General features: G+C 64.6%; 16 protein-coding genes. 14 read left to right on the forward strand and 2 right to left on the reverse strand.

All coding sequences use genetic code 11. The annotated features are described in order from the left end of the window. Nucleotides 1-128: 128 nt before the first annotated feature. Both AC04SF_RS02200 and AC04SF_RS02205 read right to left on the reverse strand, forming a co-directional pair. Nucleotides 129-1,484, reverse strand: a complete 1,356-nt coding sequence (locus tag AC04SF_RS02200) for a glutamine synthetase family protein (RefSeq protein WP_488476317.1) — start codon at nt 1,482-1,484, stop codon at nt 129-131. Nucleotides 1,485-1,771: 287 nt separating this feature from the next. After that, nucleotides 1,772-2,470 carry a GntR family transcriptional regulator gene (locus AC04SF_RS02205; RefSeq protein ID WP_477237875.1) on the reverse strand — a complete coding sequence of 233 codons (699 nt, stop codon included), beginning with the start codon at nt 2,468-2,470 and terminating at the stop codon, nt 1,772-1,774. Nucleotides 2,471-2,870: 400 nt separating this feature from the next. On the opposite strand from AC04SF_RS02205, the gene ftsZ reads away from it, so the two are divergent. From ftsZ to AC04SF_RS02275, 14 genes are all read left to right on the forward strand, one after another. Next, a complete protein-coding gene (gene ftsZ / locus AC04SF_RS02210; protein ID WP_488476318.1) occupies nt 2,871-3,902 on the forward strand; it encodes a cell division protein FtsZ in 1,032 nt (343 codons plus the stop codon). A 176-nt stretch (nt 3,903-4,078) separates the two neighbouring features. Continuing rightward, the gene (locus AC04SF_RS02215; protein WP_488476319.1) at nt 4,079-5,122 is read left to right on the forward strand and encodes a substrate-binding domain-containing protein; all 1,044 of its coding nucleotides are present in this window, start codon (nt 4,079-4,081) and stop codon (nt 5,120-5,122) included. 36 nt (nt 5,123-5,158) lie between these two features. Continuing rightward, complete coding sequence (locus AC04SF_RS02220; protein WP_488476320.1) at nt 5,159-6,430, forward strand: ABC transporter substrate-binding protein; 1,272 nt, start codon at nt 5,159-5,161, stop codon at nt 6,428-6,430. Between the two features lie 169 nt (nt 6,431-6,599). Continuing rightward, the gene (locus AC04SF_RS02225; RefSeq protein WP_488476321.1) at nt 6,600-7,445 is read left to right on the forward strand and encodes a carbohydrate ABC transporter permease; all 846 of its coding nucleotides are present in this window, start codon (nt 6,600-6,602) and stop codon (nt 7,443-7,445) included. Beyond that, nucleotides 7,442-8,287 carry a carbohydrate ABC transporter permease gene (locus AC04SF_RS02230; protein WP_488476322.1) on the forward strand — a complete coding sequence of 282 codons (846 nt, stop codon included), beginning with the start codon at nt 7,442-7,444 and terminating at the stop codon, nt 8,285-8,287. Before AC04SF_RS02225 ends, AC04SF_RS02230 begins: the two co-directional genes overlap by 4 nt. Before the next feature lie 21 nt (nt 8,288-8,308). Further along, nucleotides 8,309-9,349: an ABC transporter ATP-binding protein gene (locus AC04SF_RS02235; RefSeq protein ID WP_488476323.1), complete on the forward strand. Its 1,041-nt coding sequence runs from the start codon at nt 8,309-8,311 to the stop codon at nt 9,347-9,349. A gap of 22 nt (nt 9,350-9,371) precedes the next feature. Next, nucleotides 9,372-10,652, forward strand: coding sequence for an MGH1-like glycoside hydrolase domain-containing protein (locus AC04SF_RS02240; RefSeq protein WP_488476324.1), 1,281 nt, complete (start codon nt 9,372-9,374; stop codon nt 10,650-10,652). 123 nt (nt 10,653-10,775) lie between these two features. Further along, nucleotides 10,776-12,161, forward strand: a complete 1,386-nt coding sequence (locus AC04SF_RS02245) for an SWIM zinc finger family protein (RefSeq protein WP_488476325.1) — start codon at nt 10,776-10,778, stop codon at nt 12,159-12,161. Further along, nucleotides 12,158-13,591 carry a DUF5691 domain-containing protein gene (locus AC04SF_RS02250; RefSeq protein WP_488476326.1) on the forward strand — a complete coding sequence of 478 codons (1,434 nt, stop codon included), beginning with the start codon at nt 12,158-12,160 and terminating at the stop codon, nt 13,589-13,591. Before AC04SF_RS02245 ends, AC04SF_RS02250 begins: the two co-directional genes overlap by 4 nt. A 19-nt stretch (nt 13,592-13,610) precedes the next feature. Further along, the gene (locus AC04SF_RS02255; protein ID WP_488476327.1) at nt 13,611-14,690 is read left to right on the forward strand and encodes an ATP-binding protein; all 1,080 of its coding nucleotides are present in this window, start codon (nt 13,611-13,613) and stop codon (nt 14,688-14,690) included. Nucleotides 14,691-14,694: 4 nt separating this feature from the next. Next, nucleotides 14,695-16,938: a DUF5682 family protein gene (locus AC04SF_RS02260; protein ID WP_488476328.1), complete on the forward strand. Its 2,244-nt coding sequence runs from the start codon at nt 14,695-14,697 to the stop codon at nt 16,936-16,938. Beyond that, the gene (locus AC04SF_RS02265) at nt 16,931-18,166 is read left to right on the forward strand and encodes a VWA domain-containing protein (RefSeq protein WP_488476668.1); all 1,236 of its coding nucleotides are present in this window, start codon (nt 16,931-16,933) and stop codon (nt 18,164-18,166) included. Before AC04SF_RS02260 ends, AC04SF_RS02265 begins: the two co-directional genes overlap by 8 nt. A gap of 233 nt (nt 18,167-18,399) precedes the next feature. Beyond that, the gene (locus AC04SF_RS02270; RefSeq protein WP_115143718.1) at nt 18,400-19,374 is read left to right on the forward strand and encodes a sugar-binding transcriptional regulator; all 975 of its coding nucleotides are present in this window, start codon (nt 18,400-18,402) and stop codon (nt 19,372-19,374) included. Nucleotides 19,375-19,419: 45 nt separating this feature from the next. Then, on the forward strand, nt 19,420-20,865 hold the full coding sequence (locus tag AC04SF_RS02275; protein WP_096455654.1) for an ABC transporter substrate-binding protein: 1,446 nt from the start codon (nt 19,420-19,422) through the stop codon (nt 20,863-20,865). Nucleotides 20,866-20,980: the final 115 nt, after the last annotated feature.

The following is a 20,980-nucleotide window of genomic DNA, read 5'->3' on the forward strand; positions in this document are numbered from 1 at the left end:
GTCTGTCTCCCGGCATAATACATGATAAAAATAATCATGTTATGCCCGGTTGACGACCGCGCCGCAAGTCCTTTGCCTTTTACAGCTGTTCGAAGGTCGTCCGCGCCGACGCTTATGGTCAGTTGAGCCTAAACGCTTTCGAGATAGGTCTCGATCTCGAAGTCGCTGACGTTGAGCGCGAAGGTGTTCAGCTCCTGGCGTTTGCAGGCGACGAAGGAGTCGCGCAGGATCGCCGGGAAGATTTCCGCCACATGCGTCCCGCTTTCGAAGGTGGCGATCGCCGATGCCCAGTCCGGCGGCAGCTTGGCCGGTGCCGTGCCTTGCCCGTCGCTTCCGGTCGGTTCGCCCGGCGACATCTGCCCTTCGATGCCGATCAGCGCCGCGCCCAGTATGGCGGCAAGCACCAGATAGGGATTGGCGTCGGCTCCCGACACGCGATGCTCGATGCGGCGTGCGGCGGTCGGCCCGCCGGGAATGCGGATCGCCACCATGCGGTTCTCGTAGCCCCAGGCGACCGCGGTCGGCGCGTAGGAGCGCGGGCGAAGCCGGCGGTAGGAATTGAAGTGCGGTGCGAACACCAGCGTGCTCTCGGCCATCGCCGCCAGCAACCCGCCGACGGCGTGGCGCATGATTTCGGAGCCCTGGCCGGTACCGTCGTCGAACACATTGCGGCCTTCGGCGTCGACCAGGCTGAAATGGACGTGAAAGCCGTTGCCGGCCCGGTCGCCATAGGGCTTGGCCATGAAGCAGGCGGCAAAGCCGTGCTTGCGGGCAATGCCCTTCACCGTGCGCTTGAACAGCACCGCGTCGTCGGCCGCCCGCAAGGCGTCGGCGACATGGTTCAGATTGATCTCGAACTGGCCGACGCCATTTTCGGCAATCGCCGTGTCGACGGGAATGCCTTGCGCCCGGCAGGCCTCGTAGACGTCATGGATGAAGGCCTCGAAATCGTCGATCTCGTCGATCGACAGCGCCGCGTCGGAATCGAGACGCCGCCCGGTGACCGGCGAGACGGGTCCCACCGGCCGCTGCGACTGCGGATCGACTAGGTAGAATTCGAGTTCGGTTGCCGCGACCGGGGTCAGGCCGAGCGCCTTGTAGCGGTCGAGGATGCGCGCCAGCGCCCGCCGGGGATCGCCGAGATAGGGCGCGCCGCTTTCGTCGGCGAGCCAGAGCGGGACGAGCGCCGTCGGATGCGCCGTCCAGTCCACCGGCAGGATGCCGCGTCCCGTCCATTGGCAGAGGCCATCGGCGTCGCCGGTCGAGAAAACCAGCGTGTTGCCTTCGATATCCTCGCCCCAGATGTCGAGCCCGATCAGCGAGTAGGGCATGCGCAGCTTGCCCTCCAGCGCCTTGCGCGCCTGCTCGACAGGAATGCGTTTTCCCCGCATGACGCCGTTGAGGTCGCACACCGCCGCCCTCAGGCTCTGTATGTCGCTTCTGCTTTCAAGCCAGCTCAGGACGTCCGCAATTGCATCGCTCAATTTAAAGCCTCTGGTTTTCGAAGGTGCCCAAGCCCTGCCGGCTGCGCTATCCCTGGTAAAGATGCTTGTGAGTTTTTCGGAAAGCCTATCCGGTTGATGCCGGATATTTTTCCTTATTTTTTCAAGTCACTAGCCGGGATGTCGGGAGGCATCTGAAAACCAATTGCGCGATCTGCGATCGCAACATAGAGGCAAGATAGCGGAAAGCCAAGGGGCATTCGGCATGCGGCTTCGCCGCCGGGCAGGCACGATCGGCCTTTGGGTCCAGCGACTGTCGCCCGGCGATCTTAGCGCCCGGCACCCGGAAATCTGGCCTGCCGCAAGATGTGCGCGGCGCCTTCTTCGATGTCGCGCACGATGGCTGAGCGGGCGCGCGCCGCGTCCTGCGCCTCTATCGCGGCGACGACTTCCTCGTGATAATCGATATCGAGGATGGGGGAGAGATCGTCCTCGAACCCCATGGCAAGGTTCCGGAGGAAGGGGCCGACCTGCATCCAGACGGTTTCGATCAGGAAGATCATCTGCTCGTTGCCGCAATGGCGATAGATCGAGAATTTGAAGGCGTAGTTCTTCCTGAGATAATCGTCGATGTCGCCCTCGCGCGCCGCCAGGGTCAATTCGCTGCTGTGGCGCCGGATCGTCCGCAGATTGTTGCCGTTGATGCGCTTTGTCGCGAGTTCGGTCGCCGAGCCTTCCAGGATCGTGCGCACTGCTGTCAATTGCGAAAACCGTTCGGCCGAAATGACAGGCACCTCGACACTGCCGTTCGGCATAGGGCTCAGCGCCCGCAGCGCCTGCAGCCGCATAAAGGCGCTGCGCACCGGCATGTCGCTGGTACCGAGTTCCTTGGCGAGCTTGCGCGAGGTCAGCTTCTGGCCAGGCGTGAACTGGCCCGACATCAGCGCCCGCACAAGCTCCAGATAGACCTTTTCATGCAGGGGCACGCTGTCGATGGCGCTCAACCCGAATTGTGTTCTGTCGGCCATTGGCGGGAGCGCTACTTCATTCGTTCTGAAATCTGGCCTGACGACGGCAGCCGCAGATGATCCTGATCGGGTCGAGCACGGCCGACGCCGAAGTCGATATATCTGCACATGATAGACGCCTCATTCGTTATGCGGCAAGCTGTTAGCAATGTGGCCAAGGGCAGGTCGCGCGGCAAAGATGCCGGCGCACGCGGCAGGCCCGCGGCATCCGCGTAGCGATTTGCAATATCGCCATCACAAATCTTGACCTTTCGCGCACTTGCACGTCCGGCCGCTCTCTGGCTTTTTGGGGCACCCATCCGAACGGACTGATTCGCGTCATGCCGCTCGATTGCAATGTCCTAGAGGCAGTCTGCGGATGGGTCGTGAAGCGCGCGCAATTGACGAAGGAGAAGCAGGCATGGCCGAGTTCAAGAAGCCGGAAATCTCCGAGATGAGACCCAAGATCACCGTCATCGGTGTCGGCGGCGGTGGCGGCAACGCCATCAACAACATGATCGCGGAGCAGCTTCAGGGAACCGAATTCATCGCCGCCAACACCGATGCCCAGGCGCTGACCATGTCGAAGGCGACGCGGCTGATCCAGCTCGGCGCGCATGTCACCGAGGGTCTTGGCGCTGGTTCGCTGCCCGAGATCGGCCGGGCCGCGGCCGAGGAGTCGCTCGACGAGATCATGGACCACCTGGCCGGCACGCATATGTGTTTCGTCACCGCCGGCATGGGCGGCGGCACGGGAACCGGCGCCGCCCCGGTCATTGCCCAGGCAGCGCGCAAGGCCGGGATACTGACGGTGGGTGTCGTCACCAAGCCTTTCACCTTCGAGGGCCGGCGCCGCATGCAGATGGCCGAGGAAGGCATCGAGCGGCTGCGCGAAGCCGCCGACACGGTGATCGTCATCCCGAACCAGAACCTGTTCCGCATCGCCGATGCCAAGACCACCTTCGCCGACGCTTTCGTGATTGCAGACCGGGTGCTTTATTCCGGCGTCAGCTGCATCACCGATCTCATCGTCAAGGAAGGTCTGATCAATCTCGACTTCGCCGACGTCAAATCGGTCATGCGTGGCATGGGCCGCGCCATGATGGGAACCGGCGAGGCGTCGGGCGAAAGCCGGGCGATGAAGGCGGCGGAAGCCGCGATAGCCAACCCGCTGCTAGACGAAGTGTCGATGAAGGGCGCCAAGGGCGTGCTGGTCTCGATATCGGGCGGCCGCGACATGACCCTGTTCGAGGTCGACGAGGCTGCCACCCGCATCCGCGAGGAGGTCTACGAGGACGCCGACATCATTGTCGGCGCCATCTTCGATAAGAGCATGGAAGGCCGCTTCAGGGTTTCGGTGGTGGCGACCGGCCTCGATAGGGCGATCGCCGATGCCGATGCCGGCATCGCCCATGACCGTTCCATGCCCCCCGCCGCACGGATTTTACAGTAGGCCTTTTCCCTTTGAGTTGACGGAGCCTCGGGCAGGCGGCCTGCAGAACAACGCAGGCGCGCCGTGTTTGCTCGCGTTCCGTACCCGGCTGACATCACCTCCGATCGAAATTTAAAACGTTTGCATTTTTGCAAAAGGCAATTACAAACGTTTCAAACTCGCCTGAGGGAGGATCGGTGACCACCCGCGTCATCACGCTGAAGGAGCTCGCGGCAAGCCTGGACCTGTCGATCACGACGGTTTCGCGGGCGCTTGCCGGCCATGAGCAGATCGCGCTCAAGACGCGTGAGCGCGTCGCGCAGGCGGCGCGCCAGGCCGGTTATGTGCCCAACACCGCGGCGCGCACGCTTGTCTCGGGTCGAAGCGGCTTCGTCGGCCTCGTCCTGCCGATACGCGGCCCCAACCTCGTCGATTCCTTCCTCGGCGAATTCGTCACCGGGCTTGGCGAAGGGCTGGTCTCGCATGGCGCCGACCTCATCCTGGCGACGGCCGCGCTTGGCCATTCCGAGCTGTCGGTGCTGCGCCATGTCGTTGAATCCGGGCGCGCCGACGGCGTCGTCGTCACCCGCATCGCCGAGACCGACGAGCGCCTTGCCTATCTGCGCGAGCGTGGCTTTCCGTTTGTCGCTCATGGCCGGCTGCTCGACAGCGACTTCGGCTACAACTGGCTCGACACCGATGGCGCGCACGCCTTCGGCGAAGCCTTCGACATGCTCTATGATCTCGGCCACCGCCATTTCGGCCTGGTGACGATCTCCGAAGCGATGACCTTTCGTCATCTGAGGCAAGATGGCCTCGCGGCCGCCATCGCCCGGCGGGGCGATCCCTCGGTGCGGCTCGACGTGGTGACGGCGCCGCGCTTCGACCAGCAGGCGCGCATCGAGGCCGTCAACCGGATGCTTCGAGGCCCCGGCAGGCCGACGGCCATCGTCGCTTTGTTCGACGAACTGGCGCTGACCGTGATGGAGGAGGCTGTCCGTGCCGGGCTCAGCGTGCCGCGCGACCTGTCCGTCATCGGCTTCGACAACATCGCTGCGTCGGCCTATGCGCCGCCGGGCCTCACCACCTTCGACGCCTCGATCCGGCAATGCGCGCGCGAGATCGCCGACATGCTGCTCACCATCATCGCCGAGAAGCCCGGCAAGCCGCTGACGCGGCTGATCCGGCCGACACTGGTTGCGCGGGCAAGCCATGGACCGGCGCCACGGACAAAAAGCTGACGCCGCAAACCCGGCGCATATCCAGGGAGGAAGACCATGATGAAAGCATTGAAGATATTGGCAGGGGCCTCGCTGGCACTCTCGGTCGCCGCTGGTGGTGCCGAGGCACAACAGGTGCTGTTCTGGTCGACGCAGGCACGTCCGGTCGAAGAGACGCAGAAGATGCGCGACGAGGTGCTGAAAGGCTTTGAAGGCGCGGTCGACTATCAGGTTGCCGAGGACGGTCCCTGGCTCACCCGCCTGCAGGCGGAATTGCAAGCCGGCTCCGGCACGATCGGCCTGCTTGGCGGCCTGCACGGCGATTTCTCCACCGTCGGCGCCAGCCTTGTCGATCTGTCGGCTGTCAATGTCGGCGGGGTCAAGGTCAACGAGGCCTACAAGAAACTCGGCATGCTCGGCACCGGCGAGCAGAAATACATGCCCTGGATGCAGGCCACCTATCTGATGGCGGCCAACAAGCAGGCGCTGCAATATCTGCCGGCGGGCACCGATCTCAACACCATCACCTATGACCAGCTGATTGAATGGTCGAAGAATATCGCCGAGAAGACCGGCTCGCCGAAATTCGGCTTTCCGGCTGGTCCCAAGGGCCTGAAGCATCGCTTCTTCGAAGGTTTTCTCTATCCGTCCTACACCGGTTCGATGGTCACGAAATTCCGCTCGGCCGAGGCTGAAACGGCGTGGAACAAGTTCAAGGAATTGTGGCAGTACACCAACCCGAATTCGACCAACTACGCCTTCATGCAGGAGCCGCTGCTTTCAGGCGAGGTCTGGGTGGCGTTCGACCATGTCGCGCGGCTCGCCGACGCCTTCAACAAGAAGCCGGATGAGTTCGTTGCCTTTCCCGCACCGGCCGGCCCTGCCGGTCGCGGCTTCATGCCTGTCGTGGCCGGTGTCGCCATTCCCAAAACCTCGCCGGACCCGGAGAAAGCCAAGGCGCTGGTCGCCTATATGCTGAAGCCGGAAACGCAGATCGCCACGCTGAAGGCGACCAATTTCTTCCCTGTCGTCGACGTCAAATTGCCCGACGACATGCCGGCTTCGGTGAAGGCCTTCGGCCCGGCGATCGCCACCATGACCGGGGCTCCTGACGCACTGCCGGCGCTGCTGCCGATGGGGCTCGGTGACCTCGGCGGCAAGTTCAACCAGGTCTACACCGACAGTTTCGAGCGCATCGTGCTCGGTGGTGAGGACGTGCATGGCGTGCTCGAACAGCAAGCGGCCGCGCTCAAGGCGATCATCGATCAGGCGAAGGCGCCGTGCTGGGCGCCCGACAAGCCATCCACAGGCGCTTGCCCGGTGGAATAGGCAGGCCACGATCCCAAACCGAAGGACCGCGTCAGCGAAAAGTGGAAGCCGGTTTTCGGAAAAGATCATGGTCAAACGATAAGACATCCTCCCGAGGGGGGCGTCCGGAGTTTGTTGCACTCCGGGCGCCCAGACCGCCCACCTTCCGCGGCTTCAAAGGACACCACAAATGCACGGCAAGGCTCTGCCCTATCTGCTGCTGATGCCGGCGACCTTGTTCCTGTGCATCTTCTTCCTCTACCCGTTCGCGCTGGTCGCCTTCGAGGCGGTGACCCGCGACGGCGCCTTCACCCTCGACAATTTCCGCACCATGGCCGGCAGCTGGAAATTCCCGGTCACCGTCCGCAACACGCTGCTTCTGGCCGCGATCGTCGTGCCGATCCAGCTCACCATGGCGTTGCTGATGGCAAGCGTCGTGTCGCGGCTGGAGACCGGGCGCAGTGCAGCGCTCTACATCTTCGCCATCCCGCTCGGCATTTCCGATCTCGCCGCCGGTCTGATCTGGCTCGCCATCTTCGACCAGTCCGGCTTCCTCAACACGCTGCTTTCGAGCTTAGGCGTCGTCGACAGGCCGGTCATGTTCCTCGGCTACCAGAGCAAGCTGACCATCTTCATCGCCGTGGCGCTGGCCGAGATCTGGCGGGCGACCGCAATCATGATGGTCATCCTCGTCGCCGGCATGGGGCTGATCCCCAAGGAATATTACGAGGCGGCGGAAGTGTTCGGGGCAAGCCCCTGGCAGCGCTTTGTGCGCGTCACGCTGCCGCTGCTGCGCCCCTCGCTGCAGACGGCGATCATCCTGCGCGTCATCCTCGCCTTCGAGGTCTTCGCCGTGGTCGCGGCCCTTGGCGGCACCAATCTGCCGGTGCTGATGGGCGAGACCTATAATTGGCAATTCACGCTGCAGGACCGCAATGTCGCCGCCGCCTCGGCGCTGCTCATCCTCGCCATCTCGATCGGCTTCACGCTGTTTTTCCTCAGGGTGCTGCGCGTTCCCAAGGAGGCACGGATATGAGTGCCGTTGCCGAAACACCGGTCGCAGCGGTCGCCGACGCACGCAAGGCCGGGGACTGGCTGCTGATCGCCACCGCCCTTCTGCTTTGCGTCTGGGTGCTGCTGCCGATCTATCTCTTGATCGTCAACGCCCTGTCGTCGCCCGACCAGGTGACCGCTTTCCCCAAGCGCTTCTTCCCGTCCTTCGATCTCGGCAGCCTTTCCTTCTTCATCAATTTCGCCGGCGTCGCCAGGGCGCTGTGGAATTCGGTGCTCGTCGCGACGCTGACCATGGTCCTGGCCATCGGCTTCGGCGCGCCGGCCGGCTACGCGCTGTCGCGCTTCGATTTTCCGGGGAAGGGCACATTCCGCTTCCTGGTGCTGATGACCCGCGCCTTCCCGCTGCCGCTTCTGGCGCTGCCGCTGGCGGTGATGTTCATCCGCACCGGCCTCGACGACACCGCCATCGGGCTGGCGCTGGTGCACACCACGCTGGCGCTGCCGTTCGCCGTGCTGATCACCTTCTCGCTGTTCTCGGGTATTCCCTTCGAGCTCGAGGAGGCGGCCTGGACGCTCGGCTGTACGCGCTGGCAGGCGTTCCGCAAGGTGATCCTGCCGCTGGCGCTGCCCGGCATCGCCGCCTCGGCGGTGTTTGCCTTCACCATCTCCTGGAACGAGGTGTTCGCCGCCGCCGTGCTCACCATCGAAAACCGGACGCTGCCCGCCTTCCTGCTGCAGAGCCTTGGCGAGTCGCCGCTCTATCTCAAATTCGCCGGCGGCGCGGCACTGGTCGTGCCGGCGCTGATCTTCATCTTCGCCGTCCGCAAATACCTTTTCGCCATGTGGGGGATCGCCAACCGATGACAAGTGACACGGAGACGGCCCATGGCTGAGATCGCAATCAAGGGCGTGGCCAAGCGCTTCGGCGGCTTCACTGCGCTGCACCAGGTCGACCTCACAATATCGGACCAGGAATTCATGGTGCTGCTTGGCGCCTCGGGCTGCGGCAAGACCACGCTGCTTCGGATCGTCGCCGGGTTAGAACGCCCGAGCCAGGGCGAGGTCTGGATCGGCGGGCGCCGGGTCGACCAGCTGCCGCCGCGCGAGCGCGGCATCGCCATGGTGTTCCAGAACTATGCCGTCTTCCCGCATCTAACCGTGTTCGAGAACATCGCCTTCGGCCTGCGCATGAAGAAATTGCCGCAACAGGAGGTCGAGCGCCGCGTCAACCGCACCGCCGAGCTCATGCATATCGAGCAATTGCTGAAGCGCTATTCCGGCCAATTGTCCGGCGGCCAGCGCCAGCGTGTCGCCGTCGCCCGCGCGCTCGCCATGGAGCCCGACGTCATCCTGATGGACGAGCCGCTGTCGAACCTCGACGCGCTGCTGCGGCTGGAAATGCGCGCCGAGCTCAAGGGCGTGCTGGCTGCGTCGAAGACCACCACCATCTATGTCACCCACGACCAGGTCGAGGCGATGAGCCTCGCCGACCGCATCGCCGTCATGCATCAGGGCCGCATCGTCCAGGCGGCCTCGCCGGTCGAGGTCTACCGCAATCCGGCCGCGCGTTTCGTCGGCTCCTTCATCGGCAATCCACCGATGAATTTCATCCCGGCGACCAAGGCCGCGAACGGCAGCTGGACCGTTGCCGGACTGACCCTGCCGGGCCCGAAGTCGGACAAGCCAAGAATAGAATTCGCCATCCGTCCCGAGGATGTCGAAGCCGGCGGCGAGGGCTTGCACGCCACGGTGCGCGTCATCGAGCCGCTCGGGCCGCACACGCTGGTCACCTGCGATGTCGAGGGCGGCCTCTTTCGCGCCATTCTGGATTCTAACGCCAGCGTTCAGGTCGGTGACAGCCTGCGCCTGGCGCCCAAGCCCGACCGCATCCGCTGGTTCGATCCTGAAACCACCAATGCCCTTTGACGCCGAAAGCCCTGAAACGCCCATGACTGCTTCCGCCACCAGTGACATCATCGCCCGCGCCGTCGAGGTGCTCAGGGAGAACGACCAGGGCGCCTACACCATTCCGACAAAGGGTCTCTACCCCTTCCAGTGGAACTGGGATTCCTGCCTGACCGCACTCGGCCTTGCCCATTACGACGAGGCGCGTGCCTGGACCGAAATGGAGACCTTGTTCGCGCATCAGTGGCCGGACGGCATGGTGCCGCACATCGTCTTCCATGTCTGGAACGACGGCTATTTTCCCGGCCCCGGGGTCTGGCGGACCGGCCGTCCGACGGCGACTTCCGGCATCACTCAGCCGGCGGTCGCCGGCTTTGCCGCGCGCCGGCTTTTCGACCGGGCGAGCGACAAAAAACTGGCAGCAGAGCGAGCTCGCGCATTGCTGCCGAAGATCGATGCCTGGCACCGCTGGTTTTACGCGAACCGCGACCCCAAGGGGGAGGGGCTGGTCGCCATCGTCCATCCCTGGGAGTCCGGCCGCGACAATTCCGTCGACTGGGACGAGGCTTTCGAACGCGTGCCGACCGAGGGCGTCGAGCCCTATACGCGCCGCGACACCTTGCATGCTGATCCGGCGCATCGGCCGACGCGCGAGCAATATGATCGCTACATCTGGCTGGTGCAGCATTTTCGCGGGCTCGGCTGGGATAATGCCAGGCTGCATGACGCCTCGCCCTTCCAGGTCGTCGATCCCGGCTTCAATGCCATTCTGATCCGCGCCGCGGCTGATCTTGCCGATCTCGCCGAGGAACTGGGCGAAACCGAGATCGCCGCCGCCAACCGCGCCCGCGCGCAAAAGGGCCTGGCCGCCATGGAGCGGCTGTGGAGCGATGCGCATGGCCAGTATCTCTGCCTCGACCGCGTCGCCGGCGAGCTGATCGACAGCGCGTCGGTGGGCGGCATCCTGCCGGTCTTCGCGGCCATCCCCAAGCCTCGCGCTGCCGCGCTCGCCGCAACCGTCGAACGGCTTGCCGGCAAGGCACGCCATGTCGTGCCGTCGCATGATCCCGGCGATCCGCGTTTCGACGCCAAGCGCTATTGGCGCGGTCCGGTCTGGCTGGTGGTCAACTACATGATATCAGACGGGCTTGCCGCTGCCGGCCACGCCGACACGGCAGTGCGCATCACTCAGTCAGGCCTGGATTTGATCCGCGAAAGTGGCTTTGCCGAATATTACGACCCGCTCACCGGCGAGCCGCTTGGCGGCGGCCGCTTCACCTGGACGGCGGCAATGGTGATAGAGTTTCTGCGCAACGCCAGTTGATTGCTTGCAGCCCGCTGTATCGATCTCTATCCCTCTGTTGCTACAAGAATCCGTCATATCGGGCCATCTATATTGGCAACCGGAATTCGTTCGAGCGACGAGAGGCGCGGCTTGGAATTTGACTTGAAGACCATAGAAGCGCTCGCGCCCGACCAGGCGTCGCTGAGCGCAGCGTCCAAGTTGACCAGGCAGTCGAACTGGCCCCGGCTGGAAAAGAACGAAGAACTGGCGCTTATCTGGGGCGAATGCCAGGGCTCCGGCTCAAATCCCTATCGCGTCGTCGTCGACACCGGCGACCACGGCTACAAATGCACCTGTCCGTCGCGAAAATTTCCCTGCAAGCACACTCTGGCGCTGATGTGGATCGCCGCCACCGCGCCAGCGAGTTTCGCCACCGCCCGCTCGACGCCGGAATGGGTGAACGATTGGCTGGGCCGTCGCCGGAAGACCACCGCGCAGCCGGCCGCACCGGCGCCCGGCGCGGCAGGCAAGAGCATTGGCGAAGCCTCGCGCGACGATGAAGGCGCTGCTGTCGAGGATCCCGCCGCGATCGAGCGCCGCGAGGCCGCGCAGCGCAAGCGCGCCGAGGATACGCGGTCCTCGGTCTCGGCTGCTTTGGACGAGCTCGATCAATGGATATCGGATCAGTTGCGGCTCGGCCTTGCCGGCTTTGTGGACAACAGCAGCGATCGTTGCCGCCGCATCGCGGCACGGCTGGTCGACATGAAGGCGACGGCGCTTGCCGGCCGCATCGACGAGATTCCGTCGCGGCTGATGGGGCTGCGCAGCGAGGAGCGGCCGGATGCCGCGATCCGAGAACTCGGCAAGCTCGTGCTGCTGGCCAAGGCCTGGCGCTCGGCACCAGACGACGCCGAACTGAGACGGCTGGTATCGACCTCGGAAAGCCGCGAGCAGGTCCTCGCCAATCCCGACGCGATCCAGGTCGAAAGCATCTGGGAGGTGCTGGGTGAGAAGATCGAGACGCGCCGTGACGGTCTTGTCAGCCATTCGACCTGGCTGCTCGACCTGAAGAGCGCCGCCCCGCAATTTGCTCTCCTGCTGGACTTTTTCCCCGCCTCAGCCGGTCGCCGGTCCAACGCCTTCACGCCGGGCGATCGCTTCGATGCAAGGCTGGTCTTCTATCCCGCGCGCCTGCCGCTGCGGGCGCTGGTGGTGGAGCGAAAGGGCGACGTCTCGCCGGGCCACTGGCCGGATTTCGGCTTTGGCGCGGCCGATCCGCTGGCGTCCCATGTCGCTCAGCAGGACATGGCTCCCTGGCTCACCGATTGTCCCGTCATGCTGCCGCCCGGCGCGATCCTGCTGGACGATCGCGGCGATGCCTGGTGGCAATCCACTGACGATCCGCACGGCATCGCCTTGCCTGTCGCCGATACCGTCAATCCCACGCTGCTTGGTCTCGACCTTGCGGCAACGGCAGCGCTTTGGAGCGGCAGCCGGCTTCATTTGCTGGCGGCGCAAAGCGGCTTCGGGAGGCTTGACCTGTCGTGAACGAGATCGAGCAGACGGGCCTTGCGACCATGCGCGATTGCTGGATCACCGGCGCAACGAGCTTTGAGCTGGCTCCAGCCACGTGGAAGGAGTTCGCCGCCGGCGCAAGCCCCGATGAGCGTGAGCGCCGCTTGTTGGCGATCGCCGCGCAAGCCCTCGAAATCGCCTTGCGGCCGGCGGCACCAAAAACGCTGAAGCGTCGCCCGCCGCTGCCCGGACTTGCCTTGGCGATGCTGCCGGAGCGGCTGCGGCCGCTTCTGCGGTCGGCGCTGAAGCATGCCGCCGACGCAAGGGGCAAGTCGCGCGTGGTGGCCCTCGTCGCCAGCCGCGGCTTCGTGCTGCACCCGATGGACTGGATGCCGGCCGCGTCCGATCAGACCAGCCCGGATGTCTATGCGCCGTGGATCGACTGGCAGGCGGGCGTCGATGGCGAAAAACACACCAGACGGGAGCAGCTGACGGCGCAGAATTGGGACGATTTCTATCCCGCCGCGCGCCGTGGTGCGCTGGCCGACATGCGCCGCACCGCGCCGGCTGTGGCCCGGCAACTGATCGAGGCCAGGGGGGCAAGCGAGCCGGCGGAGATCAGGCTTGCGCTCATCGCACTCATGCACTTCGGCCTGGGCGCCGATGATGTGCCCTTCCTGAAAAGCCTGTCCGCCGATCGCTCCGGCAAGGTGCGCGAATTGGCCGGCCGGCTGCTGGCGCGGTTGGGAGTGCATGGCCAGCCAGGCGATGGCGGGCCGGAAGATCCGATAGCCGAACTCGCCGCCTTCATCACGGAAGGCAAATCCGGCTTCATCCGCCGCCGCACCACCTACACGCCGGCTAAGCTTAAATCCCCGGCGCAGGAACGGCGCCGCGCGGAACTGTTCGAGACCTGCAACCTGGTCGACCTTGCCGATCGCTTCGGCGTCAGCGAGTCTGATTTCATCGGCGCGTGGCAGTTCGGCGCCGACAACAATGTCGATATCCTTGTCGCCCGCATGGTCGCCGCGTCCGGCAGCGACGCCGCGGTCACGCACATGGCCGACATGCTGGTCGCCGAGGGCGGCAAGCCGTCGCCTTTCGTCCTGCATCTGATGCCGCGGCTGGACAGTCGCCGGCAGCGTGTCCTGATCAGGCTGATCCTGAAGGACACGCAGTATCTCGGCGCACTCAGCCTGGCCGAAGGCGTCGAAGCCGGCTGGCTGGACTGGGCCGACCTGACCAACGGCAAGACGCTGCCGGCACTGCGCGCCGCTGTCGCGGGAAACGATGACGCCGTGAAGCGCGGCGTCGACCAGATTCTGGAAACCATGGGCTTTCTGGCCACGGCAGCGGCGGCGGAAAAATTGATCGGCGATGTCGTTGCGGCCGGCATGGCGCCGGCAGCGCCTTCGCTCGCTTTTCTGCGCCTCAACGCATCCCTGGCAGGGCCCAACACATGATCAATCCGGAGAACAGCAAATGAACGCAGCCATCCGTCTTCCGGTCGAGCAGGCCTACGCCGCCGAATTGCAGGCGCTCGCGCGCAATGACGATCGGCAAAGGCCCGCCGGCTGGAGCCTGTCGCCAAAGGCGGTGCTGACCTATCTCCTTGGCGGAAAGGCTGATGACGGCACACTGATCACGCCCAAATATGTCGGCCGCCGCCGGCTGATGGAAACCGCGGTGGCGACGCTTGCCACCGACCGCGCGCTGTTGCTGCTCGGTGTTCCCGGCACCGCCAAGTCCTGGGTGTCGGAGCATCTCGCCGCTGCCATCATGGGCGACTCGACGCTGATCGTGCAGTGCACGGCCGGCACCGACGAGAACCAGATCCGTTACGGCTGGAACTACGCGCAGCTTCTGGCCAAGGGCCCGAGCCAGGAGGCATTGGTGCCGACGCCGCTCTACCGCGCCATGCAGGACGGCAAGCTCTGCCGCCTCGAGGAACTGACGCGCATGGGTTCGGACGTGCAGGACACGCTGATCACCGTGCTGTCAGAAAAGATGATGCCGATCCCCGAACTCAACACCTCGATCTATGCGCAGCGCGGCTTCAACATCATCGCCACCGCCAACAACCGCGACAAGGGCGTCAACGAATTGTCCTCGGCGCTGAAGCGCCGCTTCAATGTCGTCGTGCTGCCCTTGCCCGAAGACATGGCGGAGGAAGTGGCGATCGTCTCCAAGCGCGTCGGCGAGATGGCCGGCGGTCTCGACCTGCCGGTGCCGAAGAATGTCGGTGAGGAGATCGCCCGGGTGCTGACCATTTTCCGTGAGCTGCGCTCGGGTGCAACGGCGGATGGCAAGGTGACGCTGAAGACGCCGTCGGGCTCGCTGTCCACGGCCGAAGCGATCGCCACCATGGTTGGCGGTCTCAGCCAGGCGGCCTGGTTCGACAGCGGCAAGCTCGGCGCCGAGGGCCTCGCTGCCAGCCTTGTCGGCGCGATTGTGAAGGATCCCGTTCAGGACAAACTGGTTCTGGAGGAATACCTTGAGACCGTGCTCAAGAAGCGGCCCGACTATGCCGGCTACTACGCTGCCTTGAACGCCGCGATCTGACGCCATGGCAACAGGCGACGTTTCCTATTTCGGCATACGCCATCACGGGCCCGGTTCCGCCGACAGCCTGGTGCAGGCGTTGCAGGAGTTGAAACCGGTCGCCGTGCTGATCGAAGGGCCGGCCGATGCCTCGGCATTGCTGCCACTGCTCGCCCGCGCCGAAATGCAGCCGCCCGTGGCGCTGCTATGCTATCCCGAGGACGATCCGGCCTCGACCAGTTTCTGGCCCTTTGCCGAGTTCTCACCCGAGTATCAGGCCACACTCTGGGCCGTCGCCAACAACGCGGCAGTGCGTTTCATCGACCTGCCGTCTTCGGCCCGGGTCGCACCGGCTGAGGTTGCGGAAAAAACCGATGGAACGGAAGCCACCGTCGAGCCTGAGACGGCGCCGCATCTGCGCGACCCGATCGGCACGCTGGCGCAGGCCGCCGGCTATGAGGATGGCGAGAGCTGGTGGGCCGATATCATCGAGCAGAACCCTGAGCCCGGCCCGATCTTCGCGGCAATCGCCGACGCGATGACCACTCTGCGCGAAGGTGAAGGTCCGCTTGCCGAATTCGAGGCGAAGCGCGAAGCGCATATACGGCTTGAAATCGCCGCCGCGCGCAAGGAACTCGACGGGCCGATCGCTGTCGTCTGCGGCGCCTTCCATGTGCCGGCGCTGCGGGCGACACGACCGCTCAAAGAGGACCAGGCCCTGCTCAAGGGGCTCGCCCGGCGCAAGAGCACGATGACCTGGGCGCCATGGACGGGGCCACGTCTGGCGCTCGGCTTCGGTTATGGCGCCGGCGTCGTGGCACCGGGCTGGTGCAAGCATCTGTGGCGCACGCGAGGCCGGCATGACGCGGCGACGCTGTGGCTCGCCATGATCGCGGCAGTGCTGCGGGCAAAGGGGCACATGGTCTCGACCGCTTCGCTGATCGAAGCCGAGAGGCTGGCCCGCGCGCTGGCTGCGATCCGCGAGCGGCCAAAGGCTGGCTTCGAGGAATTGCGCGATGCGGCGATCGCCGCCTTGTTCAACGGCGAAGCGGTGCTGTGGGCGCTGGTCGAAGCCGAACTGCTGCTGGGTGCCGATGTCGGTGAAATTCCACCCGACACCCCACTGGCGCCGCTGATCGAGGATCTGCAGCGCAACCAGAAGGCGGCGCGGCTGAAGCCGGAGGCGCTGGAGCGCGAATTGTCGGTCGACCTGCGCAGCGACAGCGGGCTGTCCCGGTCGACCTTGCTGCACCGGCTGAACGTGCTTGGCGTGCACTGGGGCAAACTCACCGACAGCGGCCGCAGCCGCGGCACGTTTCGCGAGCGCTGGACGCTGTCATGGGAGCCGGAATATGCCGTTCGCCTGGTCGAGAACCTCGTCCATGGGCCGACCATCGAAAAGGCCGCCAACGGCCGGCTGATCCAGATGATCGGCGCGTCGACATCGCTGGACGCGCTGGCGGCGCTGGTTCAGGGCGCCATCACGGCCAATTTGTCGGAGGCGTCGACGGCTGGCCTCGCGACATTGGAGGAACGCGCAGCGCGCAGCAGCGAATGCCTGGAAATCCTGGCATCGGTGCCGCCGCTCGCCGACATCATCCGCTATGGCGAAGCCCGCAAGACCGAAACGGCTCGCCTGTCCGGCCTGCTGGAGCGGCTGATCGTCGAAGGCGGTATCGCGCTCCCCTACGCCGCCCGCGACCTCGATGCCCAGGCTTCGACGGCGCTGGTCGGCGCCATGCGCAAGGCCGACGAGGCGATCAAGCTGGTCGAATCGGAACAGGACGTGCTGGACGCCTGGCGCAATGGACTGGCGGCGGTGCTCGATGGATCGCGATCGACGGCGCTGGTGGCCGGCTGTGCTGCGCATCTGCTTTACGAGGCCGGCCATTTGTCCGCGGAAGCCGCGGCGGGCCTGATCGCGCGGCGCCTGTCGCCGGGAACGCCGGTCGCCGAGGCCGCGGGGTTCTTCGAGGGCTTCTTCAGTACCGCCGGTCAGCGGCTGATCTATGATGAAGGCCTGCGCGGAGCGGTCGATGCCTGGCTCAAATCCCTCGACGAGGATGCTTTCATCGCGCATCTGCCGTTGCTGCGCCGGGTCTTTTCGCATCTGGATTCGATGGAGCGGCGGCGGTTGATCGAAGCGGTCCTCGGCCGCGCCAGGCGCCTGCCGGCCGGGCTGACGCCGACGCCTGGCGGTGACGAGGCCTGGCGCCGGCATCTGGAACGGCTTGGACCTCTCCTGATGAGCGAGAATGGCAATGGATGACGAGGCCGACATCAGCGAAACCGGGCCGACCGGCGACGGACGGGAGCGCCGCTGGCGCCTGGCGATCGGCGCCGATGACGAGAACTCTTCAGCGCTGTCCGACACCGACAAGCGGCTGTCGGCAGCGCTCGATGCTCTCTATGGCGATGGCGCCGGCGATGCGGCAGCCGACCCGCGCAAGCGGCGCGGCGGGCTCGGCCGCTCGGCGCCGAAGGTGGCGCAGTGGATGGGGGATATCAGGTCGTTCTTTCCCGTGCAGGTCGTGCAGATCGTCCAGAAGGATGCCTTCGAGCGGCTCAATTTGAAGCAGATGCTGATGGAGCCGGAATTCCTCAAGGCGATCGACGCCGACGTCAATCTCGTCGCCGATTTGATCTCGCTGCGCTCGGTCATGCCGACCAAGACCAAGGATATCGCCCGCACCATCATCGCCGACATCGTTGCCAAGCTGATGCAGCGGCTGGAGCAGAAGACCGCCGAGGCGATCCGTGGCGCGCTCGACCGGTCGCAGCGCACCAACCGCCCCCGACAGCGCGACATCGACTGGCCGCGGACCATTTCGGCCAACCTTCGCCATTACCAGCCCGAGCACAAAACCATCGTCCCGGAGAAGCTGGTCGGCTTCGTGCGCAAGCAGCGCAGGCTGGTCGATCTCGACGAAGTCGTGCTCTGCGTCGACCAGTCGGGCTCGATGGCAAGCTCGGTGATCTACGCCTCGATATTCGCTGCTGTGATGGCTTCCTTGCCGGTGGTGCGAACAAAACTCGTCTGCTTCGATACGGCCATCGTCGACCTGACTGAAGACCTCAGCGACCCGGTCGAGGTCCTTTTCGGCGTGCAGCTTGGCGGCGGCACCGACATCAACCAGGCCGTCGCCTATTGCGCCGACCGTATCGAGCGGCCGACCAAGTCGCATATGGTGCTGATCACCGACCTCTATGAAGGCGGCAACGGCCAGGAATTGCTGCAGCGGCTGGCGGCACTTGTCCGCTCCGGCGTCAATGTCGTGGTGCTGCTGGCGCTGACCGACCAGGGCAGGCCGGGCTATGACCCGAAGATGGCAGGCTCCGTGGCCGCACTCGGCATCCCGGTCTTCGCCTGCACGCCGGACCTGTTCCCCGACATGATGGCGGCGGCCTTGCGACGCGAAGATGTCGGCGCATGGGCGGCAAGCGCCGATATCAAGCTGGTTCGCGCCGAGGACGCCAACCCGGCGGCTGACGCCTAAGCCGCGCTCAACTCGGCGTCATCGAGCGGCAATCCAAAACCAGGCTTGAACAGCCGGCGATGCTGATCTGCACGCCGAACAGGGCTGCTCGCGTTGCCATTCACCGACATCGCCAGACGGCCGGCCCAAGCCCGCTTCGGTCGCCATGTCGTGATTTGCACAGGGGTCGCTTGACTCCAATCGCCCGTTGTGAAAAATTTTGCAGCAACTGATAAAAATATCAAAGGGTGGAAATGGTAGGGTTCGGCAACGGTCTCCTGCGCGACGATGAAACCAGCATGGCGACGCGTGCCGCCTGGCTTCACTATGCCGGCGGCCTAACCCAGTCCGAGGTCGCCAAGCGGCTGGGGCTGACCAGCCTCAAGGCCCATCGCCTCATCACCAAGGCCAACCAGGAAGGGCTGGTGAAGGTCTATATCGACGGCGAAGTCTCCGAATGCGTCGAGCTCGAGGACGAGTTGTCCCGCCGCTACGGCCTCGACTATTGCGAGGTGGTTCCGGACTTCGATTCCGAGGATTTGCCGCTCAAGGCGCTGGGCATTGCCGGCGCGCAGTTCCTCAAGCGCGAGATCGAGCGCGGCGAGGAGGCGCTGATCGGTGTCGGTCATGGCCGCACTCTGGCCGCTTGCGTGGAATATCTGCCGCGCACCTCGACCGACAAGATCCGCTTCGTCTCGCTGCTCGGCGGCCTGACGCGCAAATTCTCGGCCAATCCGCATGATGTCATTCACCGCCTCGCCGAACGCACCGGCGCCGAAGCCTATGTCATGCCGGTGCCGATGTTCGCCAACACCGCCGAGGATCGCACCGTCCTGCTCGGGCAGAAGGGCATCAGCGAGGTGTTTGATCTCGCGCGCTCCGCCGACCTGTTGTTTGCCGGCATCGGCACCGCCGAACGCGAAGCGTCGCTGGTTGCCACCGGCATGATCGAGAAGGGCGAGATGGAGGAGATCCGCCGCAATGGCGGCGTCGGCGAATTGCTCGGCCATTTCTTCGACGAGGCCGGCAAGGCGGTGGCGACGACCGTTTCCAACCGGGCGCTGGCCTTGACGCGTGAGGACATTGCCAGCCGCCGGATCGTCGCCGTCGCCGGCGGCAAGATCAAGGTTCGCGCCATCAAGTCGGTGCTCGAAGGCCGCTATCTCAAGGGCCTGATAACAGACGAGCGGACGGCGCGATCGCTCGTGGAAGAGACGCCGGTCGGGTAGCCGGCAACGTTTTAGTTGAAACTACCCTGTGGAGGAGAAGACGAAATGCATGAGAAAGAGAAAGACCTCATTGACGCCTTCCTGCGCGGACAAGTTGACCGTCGCGGGCTGATAAAGGGCCTCGGTGCCATGGGCCTTGCCGCCGGCACCGCCGGCACGCTGCTCAATCTGGGGCAGACCCGCGCGCTCGCCGCCGATTTCGACTGGCAGGCGCACAAGGGCAAGACCATCAAGCTCCTGCTCAACAAGCATCCCTATGCCGATGCGATGATCGCAGATCTCGAAAACTTCAAGAAGCTGACGGGCATGAATGTCGTCTATGACGTGTTCCCGGAAGACGTCTATTTCGACAAGGTCACGGCGGCCCTTTCGGCAAGCTCGCCCGAATACGACGCGTTCATGACAGGCGCCTACATGACCTGGACCTATGGTCCCGCCGGCTGGATCACCGACCTCAACGAATGGATCAAGGATCCGGCCAAGACCAACCCGAACTATGCCTGGGACGATTTCCTGCCCGGCGTGAAGAATTCCTGTGCCTGGAATGGCAAGCCGGGCGGCGCGCTGGGTTCGGAAGATGCCAAGCAGTGGTGCATTCCGTGGGGCTTCGAACAGAACAACATCACCTACAACAAGGCGATGTTCGACAAGGCCGGTGTCACCATTCCCGGCAACATGGATGAGATGGTCGCTGCCGCGGCCAAGCTCACCAAGGATGTCGGTGGCGGCGTCTACGGCATCGGCGTGCGTGGCTCGCGCTCCTGGGCGACGATCCATCCCGGCTTCCTGTCGGCCTACGCCAATTTTGACCAGAAGGACCTCAACGTTTCGGCCGACGGAAAACTGTCGGCGGCCATGAACACCGCCGAATCCAAGGCCTTCCACAAGCAGTGGGTGCAGATGATCCAGGAGAGCGGCCCCAAGGACTGGTCGACCTACACCTGGTATCAGGTCGGTACCGATCTTGGCGCCGGCGCCTCGGCGATGATCTTCGACGCCGATATCCTCGGCTACTTCATGAATGGCGGCGACAACAAAATGGCCGGCAAGCTTGCCTTCGCAAGCTTCAAGGCCAACCCGGCAGCCAAGGCGGCGACCCCCAACATCTGGATCTGGTCGCTGGCAATGTCCAATTTCTCCAAGGACAAGGACGCCACCTGGTACTTCATGCAATGGGCCTCCGGGCCGGAGCATGGGCTGTTCGGCGCGACCAAGATGGACTTCGTCAATCCGGTCCGCCAGTCGGTGTGGAAGGACGAGATGTTCCGCGAAAAGCTGAACAAGAGCTATCCGGGCTATGTCGAGATGTTCGACGCCTCGGCGCCGGGCGCCTCGATCAAGTTCACCGCGCAGCCGCTGTTCTTCGACCTCACCACCGAATGGGCGGCGACGCTGCAGAAGATGGTGGCAAAGGAAGTGCCGGTCGACGAAGGCCTCGACAAGCTCGCCGAAAGCATCAACGGCCAGCTCAAGGAAGCCGGGCTCGGTTAAGTGGCAACGAGGGCCGGCCTGCTTGGCGGACCGGCCCTCATCACACCTTTTGACGTTTGCGATGCGGTGCCGGAAGGTGGCCGCTATTTCGCCCGACCGGCCGCCTTGCTCCCTT

Source organism: Mesorhizobium sp. CNPSo 4671, from assembly GCF_057784245.1.